The sequence below is a fragment of the Novosphingobium sp. 63-713 genome (assembly GCF_001898925.1).
In the GTDB taxonomy this organism is placed as follows: Bacteria; Pseudomonadota; Alphaproteobacteria; order Sphingomonadales; family Sphingomonadaceae; genus Novosphingobium.
In genome coordinates this window covers 232,687-249,528 of record NZ_MKVS01000008.1, presented here as the reverse complement: position 1 = coordinate 249,528, position 16,842 = coordinate 232,687, and the positions used below count along the sequence as shown (strand labels likewise).

General features: G+C 63.7%; 18 protein-coding genes. 9 read left to right on the top strand and 9 right to left on the bottom strand.

The annotated features are described in order from the left end of the window. Positions 1 to 13: 13 nt before the first annotated feature. The gene (locus BGP00_RS06315; RefSeq protein ID WP_168604506.1) at positions 14 to 1,225 is read right to left on the bottom strand and encodes an argininosuccinate synthase; all 1,212 of its coding nucleotides are present in this window, start codon (positions 1,223 to 1,225) and stop codon (positions 14 to 16) included. A gap of 78 nt (positions 1,226 to 1,303) precedes the next feature. Then, positions 1,304 to 2,059, bottom strand: a complete 756-nt coding sequence (locus BGP00_RS06310) for an SDR family oxidoreductase (protein WP_168604507.1) — start codon at positions 2,057 to 2,059, stop codon at positions 1,304 to 1,306. Between the two features lie 84 nt (positions 2,060 to 2,143). Here BGP00_RS06310 and BGP00_RS06305 point away from each other — a divergent pair, with 84 nt between their 5' ends. The 3 genes from BGP00_RS06305 (at position 2,144) to BGP00_RS06295 (ending at position 4,128) form a co-directional block, all read left to right on the top strand. After that, complete coding sequence (locus BGP00_RS06305) at positions 2,144 to 2,980, top strand: PhzF family phenazine biosynthesis protein (protein WP_366522354.1); 837 nt, start codon at positions 2,144 to 2,146, stop codon at positions 2,978 to 2,980. Between the two features lie 83 nt (positions 2,981 to 3,063). Further along, on the top strand, positions 3,064 to 3,939 hold the full coding sequence (locus tag BGP00_RS06300; RefSeq protein ID WP_292689978.1) for a hypothetical protein: 876 nt from the start codon (positions 3,064 to 3,066) through the stop codon (positions 3,937 to 3,939). A 12-nt stretch (positions 3,940 to 3,951) separates the two neighbouring features. Further along, a complete protein-coding gene (locus tag BGP00_RS06295) occupies positions 3,952 to 4,128 on the top strand; it encodes a hypothetical protein (RefSeq protein WP_292689980.1) in 177 nt (58 codons plus the stop codon). 45 nt (positions 4,129 to 4,173) lie between these two features. Here BGP00_RS06295 and BGP00_RS06290 read toward each other — a convergent pair whose 3' ends face one another. The 6 genes from BGP00_RS06290 to BGP00_RS06265 all read right to left on the bottom strand — a co-directional run bounded on the left by BGP00_RS06290 (position 4,174) and on the right by BGP00_RS06265 (position 9,095). Then, on the bottom strand, positions 4,174 to 4,767 hold the full coding sequence (locus tag BGP00_RS06290) for a hypothetical protein (protein WP_292925725.1): 594 nt from the start codon (positions 4,765 to 4,767) through the stop codon (positions 4,174 to 4,176). Positions 4,768 to 4,777: 10 nt separating this feature from the next. Continuing rightward, positions 4,778 to 6,022: a 23S rRNA (adenine(2503)-C(2))-methyltransferase RlmN gene (gene rlmN, locus BGP00_RS06285; RefSeq protein ID WP_292690218.1), complete on the bottom strand. Its 1,245-nt coding sequence runs from the start codon at positions 6,020 to 6,022 to the stop codon at positions 4,778 to 4,780. An 85-nt stretch (positions 6,023 to 6,107) separates the two neighbouring features. Then, positions 6,108 to 6,593, bottom strand: a complete 486-nt coding sequence (locus tag BGP00_RS06280) for a hypothetical protein (RefSeq protein ID WP_292689984.1) — start codon at positions 6,591 to 6,593, stop codon at positions 6,108 to 6,110. Positions 6,594 to 6,642: 49 nt separating this feature from the next. Continuing rightward, positions 6,643 to 7,914, bottom strand: a complete 1,272-nt coding sequence (locus BGP00_RS06275) for an ammonium transporter (protein ID WP_292690220.1) — start codon at positions 7,912 to 7,914, stop codon at positions 6,643 to 6,645. A 169-nt stretch (positions 7,915 to 8,083) separates the two neighbouring features. Continuing rightward, positions 8,084 to 8,605, bottom strand: coding sequence for a GreA/GreB family elongation factor (locus tag BGP00_RS06270; RefSeq protein ID WP_168604706.1), 522 nt, complete (start codon positions 8,603 to 8,605; stop codon positions 8,084 to 8,086). Between the two features lie 49 nt (positions 8,606 to 8,654). Continuing rightward, positions 8,655 to 9,095: a hypothetical protein gene (locus BGP00_RS06265; protein WP_292689986.1), complete on the bottom strand. Its 441-nt coding sequence runs from the start codon at positions 9,093 to 9,095 to the stop codon at positions 8,655 to 8,657. 189 nt (positions 9,096 to 9,284) lie between these two features. Between BGP00_RS06265 and BGP00_RS06260 the strand changes: the two genes are divergently transcribed. Both BGP00_RS06260 and BGP00_RS06255 read left to right on the top strand, forming a co-directional pair. Further along, on the top strand, positions 9,285 to 9,992 hold the full coding sequence (locus BGP00_RS06260; protein ID WP_292689988.1) for a DUF2490 domain-containing protein: 708 nt from the start codon (positions 9,285 to 9,287) through the stop codon (positions 9,990 to 9,992). 41 nt (positions 9,993 to 10,033) lie between these two features. Further along, entirely contained in the window at positions 10,034 to 10,519 is a 486-nt protein-coding gene (locus tag BGP00_RS06255) for a DinB family protein (RefSeq protein WP_292689990.1), read from the top strand. On the opposite strand, the gene BGP00_RS06250 is transcribed toward BGP00_RS06255, so the two are convergent. Beyond that, a complete protein-coding gene (locus BGP00_RS06250) occupies positions 10,503 to 12,791 on the bottom strand; it encodes a lytic transglycosylase domain-containing protein (RefSeq protein WP_292689992.1) in 2,289 nt (762 codons plus the stop codon). The two genes, BGP00_RS06255 and BGP00_RS06250, sit on opposite strands and share 17 nt — an antisense overlap. A gap of 110 nt (positions 12,792 to 12,901) precedes the next feature. Here BGP00_RS06250 and dapA point away from each other — a divergent pair, with 110 nt between their 5' ends. The 4 genes from dapA to BGP00_RS06230 all read left to right on the top strand — a co-directional run bounded on the left by dapA (position 12,902) and on the right by BGP00_RS06230 (position 16,714). Further along, positions 12,902 to 13,786: a 4-hydroxy-tetrahydrodipicolinate synthase gene (gene dapA / locus BGP00_RS06245; RefSeq protein ID WP_292689993.1), complete on the top strand. Its 885-nt coding sequence runs from the start codon at positions 12,902 to 12,904 to the stop codon at positions 13,784 to 13,786. 262 nt (positions 13,787 to 14,048) lie between these two features. After that, entirely contained in the window at positions 14,049 to 14,957 is a 909-nt protein-coding gene (locus BGP00_RS06240; RefSeq protein WP_292689994.1) for a CmcJ/NvfI family oxidoreductase, read from the top strand. Positions 14,958 to 15,201: 244 nt separating this feature from the next. Further along, positions 15,202 to 15,825 carry a TetR/AcrR family transcriptional regulator gene (locus tag BGP00_RS06235; RefSeq protein ID WP_168604516.1) on the top strand — a complete coding sequence of 208 codons (624 nt, stop codon included), beginning with the start codon at positions 15,202 to 15,204 and terminating at the stop codon, positions 15,823 to 15,825. Between the two features lie 82 nt (positions 15,826 to 15,907). After that, on the top strand, positions 15,908 to 16,714 hold the full coding sequence (locus BGP00_RS06230; protein ID WP_292689996.1) for an outer membrane protein assembly factor BamD: 807 nt from the start codon (positions 15,908 to 15,910) through the stop codon (positions 16,712 to 16,714). The last annotated feature ends 128 nt before the right edge of the window (positions 16,715 to 16,842 follow it).

Sequence of the window (16,842 nt, the reverse complement as noted above, 5' to 3'; positions counted from 1 at the left end):
TAACCTGCAAACCTTACTTCTGGTTCGCCAGCAGCTTCAGACGCAGCGCGTTCAGCTTGATGAAGCCGGCGGCGTCCTTCTGGTCATAGGCGCCCGCGTCATCTTCGAAGGTCACGTGGCGTTCGCTGTAGAGCGAATAGGGCGACTTGCGGCCCACAACATAGGCGCCGCCCTTATAGAGCTTCAGGCGGACGGTGCCCGAAACCTTGGCCTGCGAATGGTCGATGGCGGCCTGCAGCATTTCGCGCTCGGGGCTGAACCAGAAGCCGTTGTAGATCAGTTCGGCATACTTGGGCATGATCTCATCCTTGAGATGAGCCGCGCCGCGATCCAGCGTGATCGATTCAATGCCGCGATGCGCGCGGGCATAGATTTCGCCGCCCGGCGTTTCATACATGCCGCGCGACTTCATGCCGACGAAACGGTTTTCGACCAGATCGAGGCGACCGATGCCATGCTTGCGACCCAGTTCGTTCAGGGCAGCCAGCAGCGTGGCAGGCGACATCGCTTCGCCGTTCAGGGCAACACCATCGCCCTTTTCGAACTCGATCTCGATATATTCCGGGGCGTCGGGCGCATCCTCGGGGTTAACCGTGCGGCTGTACACATAATCCGGGGTTTCCTGCCACGGATCTTCCAGAACCTTGCCTTCCGAGCTAGTGTGCAGCAGGTTGGCGTCGGTCGAGAAGGGGCTTTCGCCGCGCTTGTCCTTGGGTACGGGGATCTGGTGTTCTTCTGCCCATTTGATCAACGCGGTGCGGCTGGTCAGGTCCCATTCGCGCCAGGGGGCGATAACCTTGATGCCCGGCTCCAGCGCATAGGCCGACAGTTCGAAGCGAACTTGATCGTTGCCCTTGCCGGTGGCGCCATGCGAAACGGCATCGGCGCCGGTTTCGCGCGCGATTTCAATCAGGCGCTTGGAGATCAGCGGGCGCGCGATCGAGGTCCCCAGCAGATAGTCGCCTTCATAGCGGGCATTGGCGCGCATCATCGGGAAGACGAAATCGCGCACGAATTCCTCGCGCAGATCGTCGATATAGATATGCTCGGGCTTCACGCCCATCAGCTCGGCCTTGGCGCGGGCCGGGGCCAGTTCTTCGCCCTGACCCAGATCGGCGGTGAAGGTCACCACTTCGCAATTATAGGTGACTTGCAGCCACTTGAGGATGACCGAGGTGTCAAGCCCGCCCGAATAGGCGAGAACGACGCGCTTGATGTCTGACATGGGGCGCTCCGCATAGGAAGAAAGAGATTGGCGCCGCGCCTAGCAGGGCATGCGCCAAGGGGCAAGCGTTTGGGCCCCCTATCCGCCCCGCGCCAGATAGAGGACATCGCGCGGCTGTGACAGCAGATGCTGGCCGGAATCGACAAACAGGGTTTCGCCGCTGGCCAGCCAGCCATCGGCAAGGAACAGCGCCGCATCGGCAATCTCGGCCGGATCGGTCAACCGGCCCAGCAGGTTCATCCGGCCCGAGGTCTCATGCTCATGCGGTTGCTGGTCGAAACTGGGCAGCATGGCGCCCGGCGCGATGGCGTAGATCCGGTCCTGCGCCCCCGCCGCGCCCATCGCCAGCATCCGCACCGTGGCGGAAAGGGCGTGCTTGGCCATCGTATAGCTGAAGAAATCGGGGTTGGGATTGGCCAGCTTCATGTCGGTGATGGCGATCACGCGGCGGCCCGCCCGCGCCCGCGCATGGGCCAGAAATGCCTGCGCCATGCGGGTGGGGGTTTGCGCATTGACCGTCATCGCCTCGGCAAAGACATCGGCGTCCATCGCGCGGGCATCGTCATAGCGGAACACGGCGGCCGAATTGACCAAAATGCGCCAGTCGCCCAACCGCTGCGCCAGATCCTTCACCATGGCAACGCCCGCATCGGGATCGGCCAGATCGCAGCCCACGCATTCGGCGCTGGGCAATTGCGCGGCCAAGGCCTCGGCATCCTTGCGGCTTTGGCCATAGTGGATCACGACATGCCATCCCGCCGCGCCAAAACGATGAGCAATGCGCGCGCCAATACGTTTGGCGCCGCCGGTGATAAGCAGGGCAGGACGGTTCATGCCCCCATCAAGCATAAAGCGCGCGGCGAGGGAAGGCGGCTTGAGGGGAAGCGATTTGCCGCTATGCTATGTTTCTGAAAGGAAATGGCGATGCGGTTGGATCTGGTCGACGTCTTTGTGAATGGCGCGCTTTCGGGCAATCCTCTGGCGGTGGTGCATGGGGCCGACGGAATGTCGGACGCGGCGATGCAGTCGCTGGCGCGCTGGATCGGCTTTTCGGAAACCACTTTTCTGTTGCGCCCGACGGATCCCGAGGCCGATTACCGCGTCCGCATTTTTACGCCCACGCTGGAATTGCCTTTCGCGGGCCATCCCACGCTGGGCAGCGCCTATGCATGGCGTGCGGCGGGGGGCGTGGCCAAGGGCGAGCGGATCATGCAGGAATGCGGGGTCGGGCTGGTGCCGGTGCGTGTGACGGAGGCTGGGCTGGCCTTCCGCGCCCCGCCGCTGCGGCGCAGCGGGCCTTTGTCGGATACCGAAAAGGCGGCAGCGCTGGCCCAATTGCGCCTGTCGCCCGAGGATGTGATCGAGGCGGTGCATGTCGATAATGGCCCGCCCTGGCAATTGCTCCGCCTGGCCAGTGCGCAGGCTGTTCTGGCGGTTTCACCGGTGGTCACGGCACAGGGCGTGGTTGATCTGGGCCTGATCGGGCCATCGGACGAACCGGGCGTCGATTGGGAAATTCGCGGATTTTTCACCGGGCCCGGCGGCATCTTGGTCGAAGATCCGGTGACCGGCAGCCTGAATGCGGGGGCCGCGCTCTATCTGTATGAAAGCGGGCTGGCCACGGGCGATTATGTGGCGGCGCAGGGGCGCAGGATCGGCGCCGATGGCCGCGTCCATGTTTCGCGCGATGAGGAAGGCGTGTGGATTGCGGGGCAGGTTCGCGCGGTTGGAGCGGGGGCGGATTTGGCCATGTGAGCTTTTTTGGATGCAAGGCTTTCCTACTTTAACCCATTTGGATAATCCATCGCTCGGCTAATCGCTGAGAGATGGAGTCCGACATGCCCAATCCCAAAATTGTCTATCCGGCCACCTATACCCCGGCCAATGCCGTTGCCTTTGCCAATACCGATAATTCGGCCGCCACGGTTTCGGCCAGCACGCCCCTGCCTGTGGCGCTGGGCGATGGGGCGCTGGCGGCCATGGGGTCCACCACCGATACGGCGGCAGCATCGGATTCGGCCACCGCCAGCCTGATCGCCTTGTTCAAGCGCCTGCTGGGCAAATTTCCCGCCGGCCTTGGCCAGAAGACCGCTGCCGCCAGCCTGCCGGTCGTGCTGGCCAGCGATCAGGGCGCGATCACCACGGCGGGTGTTTACAACACCGCCCAGCCCACGCTGACTGGCGGGCAGGTCGGATCACTTCAGCTTGACAGTTCAGGAGCGCTGGCGGTCCGCCTGCAATGGAGCGGGGGCTATATCGCGGGCGTGTCGGGCAATATCACCGATAGCGCGACCAACAGCGTGAACACGATCATGACGCTGACGCGCGGTTTCCTGTTCAATGGCAGCACGTGGGATCGGCAGAAAAAGCCCGTCGCCGTCAGCCGTATCGCCTCAAGCGCGGCGAGCACCAATGCCACTGTGGCCAAGGGCGGCGCAGGCGACCTTTTTGCCATTCAGGCCTATAATACAACCGCCTCTGTCATCTACCTCAAGCTCTATAACAAGGCGGCCGCCCCCACCGTCGGCACCGATACGCCGATCAAAACCATCGCCATTGCGCCCAGCGCCAGCCTCGCGGCCAGCGCGACCTGGGCCAACGGCCTCTATTTCTCGACCGGCATCGCCTATGCGCTGACCGCCGCAGCCGCAGACAGCGATACGACTGCGATCGCCGCAGGCGCGATTGTCGGCCTCAACCTCGATTATCAGTAAGGAGCGCGTATCATGGCAATCTGGCAAAATGACGCGAATGGCGAACGTTTCGATGATGGCGCGGCGCTGCTGCCCGGCGAGGAAGGCTTCAGCCGGGCCGGGGCGGAGGCGCATTTCGGGGCGGATGTCGATTTCAGCTATGTCGGCACGCCCAATTGGGCGCCTGCGGCCCCGGAGGATGACGACTGAGCTTCCGGATTTGTCCGCCTCGGTTCGATGGGCCGGGGCGGTTTTTCAGGCGACCCGGCCAATCGGGCCAGATACCGCGAAAAAGCGGCGATGGTGGAACACCCATACCTCGTCGAAATGGTTGGCGGCCTGCGCGCAGGCCTCCCGCCACCAGGCAAGTGGCGGATCGGAGAGCCCCTCGATCCATGTCGTGTTCGACCGGATCAGCAAGCCATCGCAGCGCTCATACCGTTTCGCGCATTTCTTGGCGATCAGCCGCGCGATTTCGGCGGCATAGGCGTCGGGCGCAATCATCACCGGCGTGGGCGAGACATAGGGCGCCCCCAGTTCAAACTGCCGACATGTCGTTTCATAGGCGGTGTTGCGGTGGACCAGTGGATTGTCCGCCTCGGTATTTTCAAAAACCAGGTCGACACCATGCAGCCGGATTTCGAAGTCGGGCGTGGGCTTGCCGGTTTCGGGCAATAGCCGCACCGCCTCTGCATGGCGATGCTGGGCAAAACTGGCCGCCATGAAGGCCTCGCGGAAGGTCTTGCCGCGCTGGCTGCGGATCTCGCACTCGCTGGCCAGCTGATGCCCCACCCGACTGGCCAGAGCCAGCATATCGGGCGGGGTCATCCATCCACCAACCGGGATCACGCTGATGGCCTTATCCCAGAGCAGCCTGCTTTTCCTCAGCCAGACGATCCAGTTCGGCGCGCGACATTTTCTGCGCCGAGGTCTTCAATTGTCCGCAGGCCGCATCAATATCGCGCCCGCGCGGGGTGCGCACGGGGGCCGAAATGCCCGCCTCGAAAATGATGTTTGAAAACTGGCGGATACGCTCGGGCGTGCTGCATTCGTAAATCGCGCCGGGCCAGGGGTTGAACGGGATCAGGTTCACCTTGGCGGGCAGATTGTACTGGCGCAGCAGGCGCACCAGTTCATGCGCATGCTCGTCGGTGTCGTTCTTGTCCTTGAGCATCACATATTCAAACGTGATGCGGCGCGAATTGGACGCGCCGGGATAATCCGCACAGGCCTGAAGCAGCTCTTCAATGCCATATTTGCGGTTGATCGGCACGATCTCGTCGCGCACCTCCTTGGTCACGGCGTGGAGCGAAACGGCCAGATTGACGCCGATTTCCTCGCCGCACTTTTCCATCATCGGCACGACGCCGCTGGTCGAGAGCGTGATGCGGCGCTTGGACAAAGCCAGCCCATCGCCATCCATCACCAGCTTGAGCGCGCCCTTCACATTGTCGAAATTATACAGCGGCTCGCCCATGCCCATCATCACGATGTTGGTCAGCAGGCGGCCGTCAGGCGAGTAGCCGCCCTCATCATCGACCAGTTCATCGGTCAGCGCGGCCAGATCGGCCTGACCCGCCTTGGGCCATTCGCCCAGAGCATCGCGCGCCAGCATGACCTGTCCCACGATCTCGCCCGGCGTCAGATTGCGGACCAGACGCATCGTGCCGGTGTGGCAGAAGCGGCAATTGAGTGTGCAGCCGACCTGCGAAGAAACACAAAGCGTGCCGCGATCGGCATCGGGGATGAATACCATTTCGAACTCATGCCCGTCATCGGTGCGCAGCAGCCATTTGCGCGTGCCGTCTTCGCTGTGCTGCGAAACGACGATTTCAGGGCGACCGATGACAAAACGTTCGGCCAGCCAGGGGCGCATGGTTTTGGCAATATCGGTCATTGCCTCAAAATCGGTGACGCCGCGATGATAGATCCAGTGATAGACCTGCTTGGCGCGCAGCTTGGCCTGCTTGGGCTCAAGCCCCGCCTCCGCAAAGATTTCGGCGATGCGCGGGCGCGGCAGGCCCAGCAGATCGACGCGGCCATCGGCGCGCGCGGTAATGTCGCGCGCGGTGACGACGGGGTCGATATGGCCCGCAATCGTCATCGACGTGGGCAGAGGAGAAGTGGGAAGGGGGGTGTCCATAGTCGGGCCCATAGCGGCGAATCCGGCAAAATGCTACCCTGACGCCTTATCGCCCCGCACAACCCAGCGCGGCGGCATCAATCGCCGTGGCCGCGCCGGGCAGCGTATATTGGTCGCTGAACAATCGCCCCGCGCCGTCGCGCGATGAAACGGTCATGATCTCGCCCGAGCGCATCGCCGCCACGATGGCGGCCTCCATCCGCGCATCGGCGGCCCATGCGTCGATCCCGCCGCCGATCAGCCGGTAACGCTGTCCCGCCAGCGTCAATTGCACCGCTGCGCCCGGCTGTATCCGGCGCGAGAGGCGGAAATGGACCTGTCCGCGCACGCCTTTTTTCGGCCACAGGCCAACATCGGCATAGGGATCGACCTCGCGCCGCGCGCCCGCTTCGGGCATGGCAATGGCGTAGCAGCGCGGAATGCCCGCATCGCGAAACGCGCCCCATGCGCCGAACATGCCCAGCGCATCGCGGGCATCGGCGGGCGCCGCGCCCAAGGCGAAAAGGCAAAGAAAAAAGACCGGGCGTTTCATCACCCGGCCTCCTTTAATCATGCGGCGATACCGGATCAATCCAGTTACGTCAGTCCAGTTCCCAGGCTCTTTCACCATGCGAGGTAATGTCGAGGCCCTCGCGCTCGTCATCCTCGGTGGCGCGCATCGGCATGATCTTGCCCAGGCCCACGGCCAGAACATAGGACATCACCGCCGACCATGCCGCCGTCACGCCCACGCCCACGGCCTGCGCGATGAATTGATGGCCCATGCTTCCGCCTGCGGCATATCCCGTGCCGCCCAGCGCCGGGCTCATCGCCACCGCAAGGCCGAGCGAGCCGATCATCCCGCCCACGCCATGCACCGCGAACACGTCGAGCGAATCGTCGATCTTCCAGCGCTGCTTGACCAGTTGGATCATCGCATAGCACACGCAGGCGCCCGCAAGGCCAAACACCGCCGCCGCGCCGGGCGCGATCATGCCCGCCGCAGGCGTCACCGTGGCCAGACCCGCCACCGCGCCGGTGGCAAAGCCCACGCTGGTCGGCTTGCCCACATGGGCCGCTTCGAAGACGATCCACATCAGCGCCGCCGCGCAGGCCGCCGTATGGGTGTTCAAAATCGCGCTGGCCGCCGCCGCGCTGCCCGTTAGCGCGCTGCCGCCGTTAAAGCCGAACCAGCCGACCCAGAGCAGACCCGCGCCCAACATCGTCAAGGCAGGCGAATGCGGCAGCATCAACGTCTTGGGAAAACCCGTCCGCGCGCCCAGCACCCATGCCGCCACCAGCGCCGAAACGCCCGCCGTGGTATGGACGACAATGCCGCCCGCAAAATCGAGCGTGCCATAGCCGGTGCTCATCCAGCCGCCGCCCCAGATCCAGTGCGCCACCGGGGCATAGACCAGCAGACCCCAAAGCCCGCAAAACGCCACCACCCAGCCAAAGCGCGCCCGGTCCACCCAGGCGCCCGCCATCAGCGCGGGCGTGATTGCGGCAAAGCAGAGCTGGAACAGCGCAAAGGTGTTTTCGGGCAGCGTCGTGCCCGACCGCACCGGGGCCAGATGCGCCAGACCAAGGCCCGAGAGGCCCCCGATCCAGCCATTGCTCACCGGCCCAAACGCCAGCGCATAGCCCACCAGCACCCAGACCAGCGAGGCCACCGCCGTGATCACGCCCACCTGGACCATCACCGACAGGAAATTCTTGGCCCGCACCAGACCGCCATAGAACAGCGACAGGCCCGGCAGGCACATCAACAGCACCAGCGCGCTGGAGATCAGGATCCATACCGTATCGGCGGCGTTCGCGCCGGTTGCGGTCTGGGCCAAAGCAGGTGTGGGGCACAGCAAGGCAGCCGCCATAAGGCTGCGACGGTGCTTTGCCCAAAGGCCGGTTGGCCGATGGCGCATGGTATGTCTCCTAAGCCAGCGCCATCCGATCCCGGCGCTTTCCTCCGCGAAGCGCCTTAGATGCGAAAGTTTCCTGCGCGCAAGAGCGAAAATGGAGAGTATTTATTACCTGCCGGGCGTTTCAGGGGGCAGGGGGATAGGTTATCATCATCACTTCCCACTCTTTTTCCCCGCCCGGCAGGGCCACACGGCGCAAATCGCCCAATGCGGCCCCGCGCAATGCCCGCGCAATCGGCGCTGACCATCCGATCAGGCCCTTGCTGGCATCCTGTTCGTCATCGCCCACAAAGGTCAGATGCTTGCGATTGTCATCCTCATCGGCAATTTCCACGGTGGCGCCGAACCAGACGCGGCCCCGGTCCTCCTGCCGCGCAGGGTCGACCACGCGGCACGCCTTCATGCGCCGCGCCAGATGGGCCAGTTCGCGGTCGATCTCGCGCATTCGCTTGCGGCCATAGAGATAGTCGCCATTTTCGCTGCGGTCGCCATTGCCTGCGGCCCAACTGACGATCTCGACGATCGCGGGGCGTTCTGTGCCCAGCAGATGATCGTAACGCGCACGCAGCGCCGCCATGCCCGCAGGCGTGATCGGCGGGCCTTCGCCGGGGGCTTTCGGGGCGGCAGGTTTCGGGGCGGGGCGCATGTTTCTCATGGCGCGGGCATAGGGTCAGGCCCGCGCCCAAGGCAAGGGTTCAGAACGGCAATTCCCCCAGATCGGGCGCCACCCATCCGCGCCGCGCGGCCACGCTGAACAGCGTCTCGCGTCGCCAATAGGCCATCGGCCAATCGCTCTTGCCCAGATCGCCCGCCAGCAGGGCGGCGAGGATTTGTGACAAGGCTGTGTCACTTCCATGACGTGCCAACTCAGCCCGCGCGGCGCGCAGCGAGGCGATGGTGATCGTTTCATGATAGCCCGAGGTGTCATCATTCACCCCGCCCACCGATTCATTATAGGCGCGGATCGCCGCCCCCATCGCCTGCGGTTCAGCAATTTCAGGACGATAGCGCAACAGCCAGAGCGCGGCGGCCCAATGCGCGCCGTGGGTCCAGCGTTCCTTGGGCAGGCGGCATTCGACCATGCCCAGCGCAATGGCTTCGATGGTTTCGTCGGAGAAGGCGCTCGATTCGTTCATGACAAAGGCATGGCATCGCGCAGCGCCGAGGTCAAAAAGCGAAGATTGTGACAGGGATTTTGTCATATTTCTTCCGATGCTTGGCTGTCCCTACGTTCGCATACGGGTTTTTGTGACAATCGACTGACATAAAAATGTCATCATAACGTCATAGTTGACGCCGAATTGTCACATACGGGGATCGCAAGAGTGCAGCGCAACACATTTCATGCCATGGCCGTGGGGGCGGCCAAGGCGTTTTTGGCCATGGCGTCCATCACGCCTGTCGCCGCCATGGCCAGCGATGCCCAGCATTGGGAAATCGCCACGGCGACTGCCAATCTGGGCGATGGCTGGCGCGCCTCGGCGGAAAACATCACCCGCTTCAGCCAGACGCGCGGCTTTTACGAGCTGGAACAGAACCTGATGCTGGGCCACGAGATCGGCGACAAGGGCGGACCGCTCGGGATGGTGTTCTATCTGGGCTATACCCATGACCCGCAATATGCCCATGGCAATTTCACCATCATGGAGCATCGCTTTCGCCAGCAATTGAGCTTTGACCGTCTGCTGACGCTGGGTCCGGTGCGGATTTCGGGCCGTATGCGGGTGGAACAGCGCTGGCGCGAGGGGATCACCGGCACGGCATGGCGTCTGCGCCCCTTTATCAAGGCCACGATGCCGGTGGTGGGCAAGGTCATGCTGGTGGCCGCGCATGAGAGCTTTATCGATGCCAATCGCAACGGTTTCCAGCGTCTGGGCGGCGAGGAACGGATGCGCAATTCGCTGGGCTTCAACATGCCGCTCAATCGGCGGGTGAACCTTGAGTTGGGCTATCTGAACCAGCACGGCTTTGTGCCGGGCGGCAAGGATACCAATGACAATGCCGCGACGCTGGAGATCAAGGCCAGTTTTTGACGTACTTGCCGATGGTGTCCGGGGCGGGCAAACCGGGTGCCATGCTGCAAACCTATCTTGCCTATGGCCAATGGGCCAACCGGATTGTCATTGATCGCCTGACCGACCTGCCGGACGCGGTGCTGGATGCGCCGCAACCGGTGGTGTTCGGTTCGATCCGGCGGACCTATCACCATATGCTGGTGATCGCTCAGGTCTGGCAGGCGCATCTGCTGGGCCGCGCGCATGGCCATACCAGCCGCGACCCCGGCCATCCGCCGCCGATGGCGCAGATCGGCGCGGCGCTGGCCTCTCTGGACGCATGGTTCCTGGATTATGGCGCAGGGCTGGATGCCGGGGCGCGGGGGCAGGTGGTGCCTTTCACCTTCATCGGCGGCGGGGATGGCGCGATGACGCGCGAGGCCATCCTGATGCATGTGGTCAACCATGCCACCTATCACCGGGGCCATATCGTCGCCATGCTGAACGGGGCAGGGATCAGCATGGCAAACAGCGATATGCCTGTGTTCCTTACTGCCCCGGCCTGACCGGCTGGATCACCGGCGAAGAGGTGAAGGTCGGCTGCGGCCCATAGCTGGGCGCGGGCGTACGCACCGGCATCCCGGAAGGCGCAGGCATCCCCGAAGGTGCCGGCATGACCGCAGGCGGCGGCGGGGCGGGGCGCGGGTCCTTCAGATAATGGCTGAGCGGATTGGCCCCCTTGTAGGCCGCATGGTCGGGATACATCGCCTCATAGGTGACGGCGTTTTCCAGCACATGGGCGACATAGGAGCGGGTTTCGCTGAAAGGGATCTTCTCGATCCATTCGACCCATTCCGGCCCGCCCGGCATACGCGGATCCCCGCGTGATGCTATCCATTTGTTCACATTGCCCGGCCCCGCATTATAAGCCGCCACCGCCAGCGGATAGGACCCGCGATAGGAGGTCACCAACCGCTGGAAATAGGCATTGCCCAGCGTGGTGTTATACAGCGGATCGTCGATCAGCGCCTGTGTTGACGAGGGCAGGCCTAGGCGGCGCGCCTGCTCCGCCGCTGTTCCCGGCATCAACTGCATCAGGCCGCGCGCGCCGGTGCGCGACATGGCGTTCTGGCTGAACTGGCTTTCCTGGCGCGAAATGGCGTGGATCCATGTCCAGTCGCTGCCCGGAGGGGTTGGCGTGATGGGGAAGGCGGAATCGCGGAAATTGTTGAAGCCCGCATTCTCCGCCGCCTGCCCCACGATCACCGCCAGATCGCGGCGGCCCAAGGCGCGGGCCAGATCGGCCACCAGCGTGAAATCGGCCTCGACCTTGGCCTGATTGGCGATTTCGCGGAAGAAACGGATCGTGGTCTGCCATTCGGCATCGCGGGCCACTTCGCGCACGGCCTGGGTGATCGGCCGGGCGGCAAAGTCGCGGGCCTGCGCATGGGTGGGTGTGGCGCGGCGTCCGTCGTGCAGCGGCGGGATCGGCTGGCCCAGACGCTCCAGCGCCAAAAGCCCGTGGAACTGATCGGGGAATTGCGCGGCCCAGCGGTAATACTCAGACGCGCCATTGCTTTGCCCCACGCTGTCCAGCGCGCGGCCCGCCCAGTAATAACCCTTGGCCCGCGTCATCGGGGTGCGCGCGGCATGGGCGTAATTATAGAACAATTTGGCGGCCGAAGTCGGATCGCGCAATTGCCAGAGCGCCGTGGTCCCGCCCAGCCACATCAGCGAGGTGTAATCATCGCGCACGCCAAAGGCCATCTGCGCGATCTCGCTGCCCTCGGGAAAGCCTTCGGTGGCGCCTTGCGCGATGCGCAGCGAATCGGACGGCCCGCCCGCCCGTGCCGCAGCCAGCAGCACTCCCGTCCAGCGCCGGGGATCGAGTGCCGGGCGTGCCAGCGGCGGACGGGTGGCCAGCAGGCTGGCCGCCTCGGTCCCGCGCCCGCGCCGGATCAGATAGCGCGCCCGGTCCACCAGATAGCCCGGATCGGACAGCATTTCAGGCGTGGCCGCCATCAGCGCCGGAGCGGGGGCCGGAGTCGGGGCCGAGGGGGCGACAAGGCCCGGATTGGCCTCGGCGGTGATGCGGGCCATTTCGGCCTGCTCATCGGCGGTGCGCGCAGTTGCGGCAACCTGTTCGATCGCATCGGGGCCGACCATCGGGGTTTCCACCCCCGCGCCCTGCTGAATGGCCAGACGCGCCTGCGCCACGGCCCAGCGGGTCTGCGAGGCGCGGGTGAGGGCGCGGGCGGCCTGGGCGGTCGAACCGTCCCAGAGCAGCGCCTCAAGACGCGAATCATGATCGGTCTGGGCGAATCTGTCGCCCCAGCGAGAGAGAATCGCCGCCTCGGCCGCATCGCTCATCGCCCCGCCGCGCCATGCGGCGCGGGCCATATCGGCCGCATCGCGCGCCCGTCCCTCGGCCGCCAGCGCCAGCGCATATTGCGCGCGCGCCGGATTGGTCAGCGGGGGAAAGCGATCAAACAGCGCGACAATCCGCGCCGAAGGCACATTCTGGATCGCCAGCGATTTCTCCGCCGCGCGGCGCATGCTCTCCTCCAAAGGAAAGCCCGGCCAGGCCAGAACAAAGCCCGCATAGGCATCAAATCCCTGATTTTCCGTGCCCACCAGCTGTTTCCAGCGGGCGATGGCCGGGGCCACGGCGCCGGGCGCGCTCGCCTTCAATTCGGCGCGGGCGCGGTCCCATTCGGCCCCCTCCTGACATTGCGCGGGCGCGGAGAGGACCACCGTCGCCAGCAGCGCCAGCGAGGCGATTCGGCGCCGACGGTGCCGGGAAGTGGATTTCGAACGGGGCATCATGGTGCTGGACACGATGGCCTATGGCTCCTTATCAGGCGTTGCGATAGTAGGCGCCGGCCCATGGCGCGGCTGGCAGATTTGCCATGCCGCCTATAGGTGGGCGATGAAAGAGGATAAAGTCGATGTTTTCCGGTTCCATACCCGCTCTGGTGACACCTTTTCGCGATGGAGCGTTTGACGAGCCGACTTTCCGCCGTTTGGTGGACTGGCAGATCGAGAACGGTTCGAGCGCTTTGGTGCCTTGCGGGACGACGGGGGAAAATTCCACCCTGTCGAATGCCGAACACCACCGCGTGATCGAGGTCTGCATCGAGCAGGCCGCAGGGCGCGTGCCGGTGATCGCCGGTTGCGGCAGCAATGATACCCAGAACGCCTTGTTGCACATGACTTTTTCCAAGAAATGCGGGGCCGCGGCCGCGCTGCTCGTCGCGCCCTATTACAATCGTCCGTCGCAGGAAGGGTTGCTTGCCCATTTCTCCTATCTGGCCGAACATATCGACCTGCCGATCGTGCTGTACAATGTGCCGGCGCGCACCGTCACCGATATCAAGCCGGAGACGGTGATCGAACTGGCGCGTCGATTCCCACAGCGGATCATCGGCATCAAGGACGCCAGCGGCGACCTGTCGCGCGTGACCGATCACCGCATGGGCATCAGCAAGGACTTCTGCCAGCTTTCGGGCGACGATGAACTGGCGCTGCCCTTCAGCGCGGCGGGCGGGGTCGGCTGCATCTCGGTGACGGCCAATGTCGCGCCGCGCCTGTGCGCCGATTTCCAGGCGGCCTGCGCGGCGGGCAATCTGGCCGAGGCGCGCCGGTTGAACGATCTGCTCTATCCGCTGCACTATGCCATGTTCGAGGATGCCTCGCCGGGGCCGGTTAAGTATGCCCTGTCCAAGGTGTTCGAAGGCTTTGGCGCGGATCTGCGCCTGCCGCTGGTGCCCTGCAATGAGGGCGCGCGCAAAGCGGTGGATGCGGCTTTGGTGCATGCCGGGTTGGTGAAGTAATTTAAGGAGGTTTTGCCTCCGGCGGGCAAAGGGTCTCGACCCTTTGCAATCCCTATAATTGGGTTTGGGCGGCTCCGTTGCGTTTGCGGCGGGGCCGTCTTTTTTATGGCCTGCGGCGCGGGGAGGGCGAGCTTGTTGGGGCGGCGGGCGGGTCTGTGTCCTCGCATCAAGCCCTTCTTACACACTTGTGTAATTCACTAACATCCGTTACCTTCTCTCCGACATCGCCCTAGAGCGCGAATCCGAGAGAGAGGAGCAGATAATGGCCACCATCACCCATGATGCCGTAGAGGACCGGCAGCGGCAGGCTCCGGCCCTGATACGCTATCTGGCGCCGGGAGATTTCGTCACGCGCCGCTATGTTCGCGCCGGGGCCGAGATCAACACCGGCGAATATCGCGATTACGAGGCGGTGGTGCGCGACGGCATGCCGATCCGCGATCACTTCGCCTTTGACACCCATGGTTTCATGATCGGCAAGGGGCCGAGCGCGATCGAGGATTTCTGGAACCGGGAAGAGGTGGACGAGAAATATCACGCCGAGGCCGCCCGGATCATCCGCAACCTGACCGGGGCCGACCGGGTGGCCACGCAGGGCTGGATGATCCGCACCAGCGCCGATCTTTCGACCCGCGCCCAGGAAAAGACGGAAAACTATCAGCACGCAGGCGGCATTCAGCCGCCCGCCGGTGAGGCCCATGTCGATTACAACACGCTGACCGGGCAAAAGGCCGCCGCGCGGATGCATGAGCAGCATTTCGGTTCGCGCGACGGCTATCGCCGCTTCTGCTGTGTTTCGCTGTGGCGCACCTTCTCGCCCGGGCCGCAGGACTGGCCGCTGGCGGTGTGTGATGGTCGCTCTGTGGCCGATGGCGAGGGCGTTTCGAACACTTTGTTCGTGGTCGATCAATTCCCGGTGGGTGAGGCTTTGACCGCGCCGGTCGAGGGCGAGGATCAGATGATCGCCGCCACTATTTTCCGTCACAATCCGGCGCATCGCTGGTGGTATTTTTCGAACATGGAGCGCGATGATGTGCTGTTGTTCAAATTCCACGACAGCGATCATGCGCGCACATGGCGTTGCCCGCACACGGCCTTTCACGACACCAGTCTGGCCCATGCCCAAATTCGCGCCAGCATCGAATTGCGCGCGGTGGCCTATTGGAATTGAGGACGGTTGGCGCCCCCGGCAAAAGGGGGTGTTTCCGATTAACCCATCGCTAACCATTGGCGAATCTTGATTCACCATCCGGGCGCGGTCGGCGTGATGGTAGCGATGGGGTAAAAATGGTTTTACGACGAAACGCTAACGATTGTTCAAAGTTGGCGAACGGTTCCTGAATAAATTACCCCTTATAGAGGGAAAACAGGTTAAACAGCTTGATTTCCCAACAAATGTGGAATTGCCAAGGGGCATGTCGGAAACGCGCCAGACTTTAGAACAGCGTCGCAATCGCAATTATGAGGAAACACACCGCCAACTGGTTGAGCGGGCGGTGGGGCTGATAGGGCGTGACGGTGTTGATTCCTTGACGGTGGCCTCGCTTGCCCGCGATGCCCGGATGAACCGCTCGACCGTCTATTATCATTTTGACAGCCGCGAGGCCCTGCTGTCGGCCGCCAAGGCGTGGTTCGGGGCCCGACTGGGCGAGATGATGGTGGCGCCCGGCGATTCGCAGGTATGGCTGGAAAAGGCGGTGCAGTTCTCGCTGCTCAATCCCGAACTGATGCATGAATGGGTGATGGATCTGGTCAACCATCCGCCGATCCATAACAATTTTCCGCGCTGGGACGAACTGGTCGAACTGGCCTCGCGATCGCCCCAGGTGACGCGCCACGAGGATGGCAAGGGCGGCCCCACGGTCAGCGGCGCCCATGATGCCGAGGTCTGGGCCACGGTGCTGCTGGCCAGTGTGGTGATGGCGCCGCGCTTGTTCCGCGTGGCGGTCCGCCCCGATCAGGAGATCGAGCTGGTTTCGCGCCATTATGCGCAATTGCTGCGCCGGATGTTGCAGTCGACCCAGCGGACCGCAAGATAAGGGACGGGTACCCCATGAATTGCGACAGGCAACCATGCGCTTTCACTTGGCGTTCAGCCAGACGCTGGCTATAGGCCAAACCATGTCTAAGCCTAGCATCAGCCTGTCGCCGCGTGTTGTCCTCCTTGCCTGTGCCGTTGGCGCGATGGCGATCACCGGCGGTTGCGCCGGGCGGGGCAAGAAGCCCAAGGATACCGCCTATGTCGCGCGCGACGTCGATTCGCTCTATCTGGAGGCGAAGAAGCGTCTGGATGCGGGCGAGGACAAGACGGCCGCCGCGCTGTTTGACGAGGTGGAGCGTCAGCACCCCTACAGCCCCTGGGCCCGCCGCGCACAGTTGATGAGCGCGTTTTCCTATTATTCGGCGCGCGATTACGCCAAGTCGGTGCAGTCGGCGCAGCGCTTCCTCTCGATCCATCCGGGCAACAAGGATGCGCCTTACGCCTATTACCTGATCGCGATGAGCTATTACGAGCAGATCAGCGATGTCAGCCGCGATCAGAAGATCACGCTTCAAGCGCTTTCGGCGCTCAATGACGTGGTGCGCCGCTATCCCGACACGCGCTATGCCACCGATGCCCGCCTCAAGATCGATCTGGTGAACGATCATCTGGCCGGCAAGGAAATGGACATCGGCCGCTTTTACGAGCGTTCGGGCCGCTGGCTGGCCGCTGATATCCGTTTCCGCAATGTGATCGACAAGTATCAGACGACCAGCCACACCGCCGAGGCGCTGTTCCGTCTGGTGGAAACCAATCTGGCGCTGGGCATTCCCGTCGAGGCGCAGAAATACGCCGCTGTGCTGGGCGCCAATTATCCGGGCAGCGAGTGGTATGAAAAAGCCTATGCCATGATGGGCAAATATGCCCCCGGCACCAAGGTCAGCTGATCCCTCGGATCGGCCGTTTTGCAAGGGCCCGCGCCAGGGATGGCGTGGGCCTTTTGCGTTGGGCGGCGGGTGGCGGGGCATATCTTTGCATGACACCGTGGAATGTCTAACCCGGTGATTGACATTTT

Excerpts from the sequence above, each read along its gene's own strand:
- BGP00_RS06310 (WP_168604507.1), bottom strand. The coding sequence starts at position 2,059 with ATGAACCGTCCTGCCCTGCTTATCACCGGCGGCGCCAAACGTATTGGC.
- BGP00_RS06280 (WP_292689984.1), bottom strand. The coding sequence starts at position 6,593 with ATGAAACGCCCGGTCTTTTTTCTTTGCCTTTTCGCCTTGGGCGCGGCG.
- BGP00_RS06300 (WP_292689978.1), top strand. The coding sequence starts at position 3,064 with ATGCCCAATCCCAAAATTGTCTATCCGGCCACCTATACCCCGGCCAAT.
- BGP00_RS06230 (WP_292689996.1), top strand. The coding sequence starts at position 15,908 with ATGTCTAAGCCTAGCATCAGCCTGTCGCCGCGTGTTGTCCTCCTTGCC.
- dapA (WP_292689993.1), top strand. The coding sequence starts at position 12,902 with ATGTTTTCCGGTTCCATACCCGCTCTGGTGACACCTTTTCGCGATGGA.
- BGP00_RS06235 (WP_168604516.1), top strand. The coding sequence starts at position 15,202 with ATGTCGGAAACGCGCCAGACTTTAGAACAGCGTCGCAATCGCAATTAT.
- BGP00_RS06315 (WP_168604506.1), bottom strand. The coding sequence starts at position 1,225 with ATGTCAGACATCAAGCGCGTCGTTCTCGCCTATTCGGGCGGGCTTGAC.
- BGP00_RS06295 (WP_292689980.1), top strand. The coding sequence starts at position 3,952 with ATGGCAATCTGGCAAAATGACGCGAATGGCGAACGTTTCGATGATGGC.
- BGP00_RS06240 (WP_292689994.1), top strand. The coding sequence starts at position 14,049 with ATGGCCACCATCACCCATGATGCCGTAGAGGACCGGCAGCGGCAGGCT.
- BGP00_RS06305 (WP_366522354.1), top strand. The coding sequence starts at position 2,144 with ATGGCGATGCGGTTGGATCTGGTCGACGTCTTTGTGAATGGCGCGCTT.
- BGP00_RS06270 (WP_168604706.1), bottom strand. The coding sequence starts at position 8,605 with ATGCGCCCCGCCCCGAAACCTGCCGCCCCGAAAGCCCCCGGCGAAGGC.
- BGP00_RS06275 (WP_292690220.1), bottom strand. The coding sequence starts at position 7,914 with ATGGCGGCTGCCTTGCTGTGCCCCACACCTGCTTTGGCCCAGACCGCA.
- BGP00_RS06255 (WP_292689990.1), top strand. The coding sequence starts at position 10,034 with ATGCTGCAAACCTATCTTGCCTATGGCCAATGGGCCAACCGGATTGTC.
- rlmN (WP_292690218.1), bottom strand. The coding sequence starts at position 6,022 with ATGACGATTGCGGGCCATATCGACCCCGTCGTCACCGCGCGCGACATT.
- BGP00_RS06265 (WP_292689986.1), bottom strand. The coding sequence starts at position 9,095 with ATGAACGAATCGAGCGCCTTCTCCGACGAAACCATCGAAGCCATTGCG.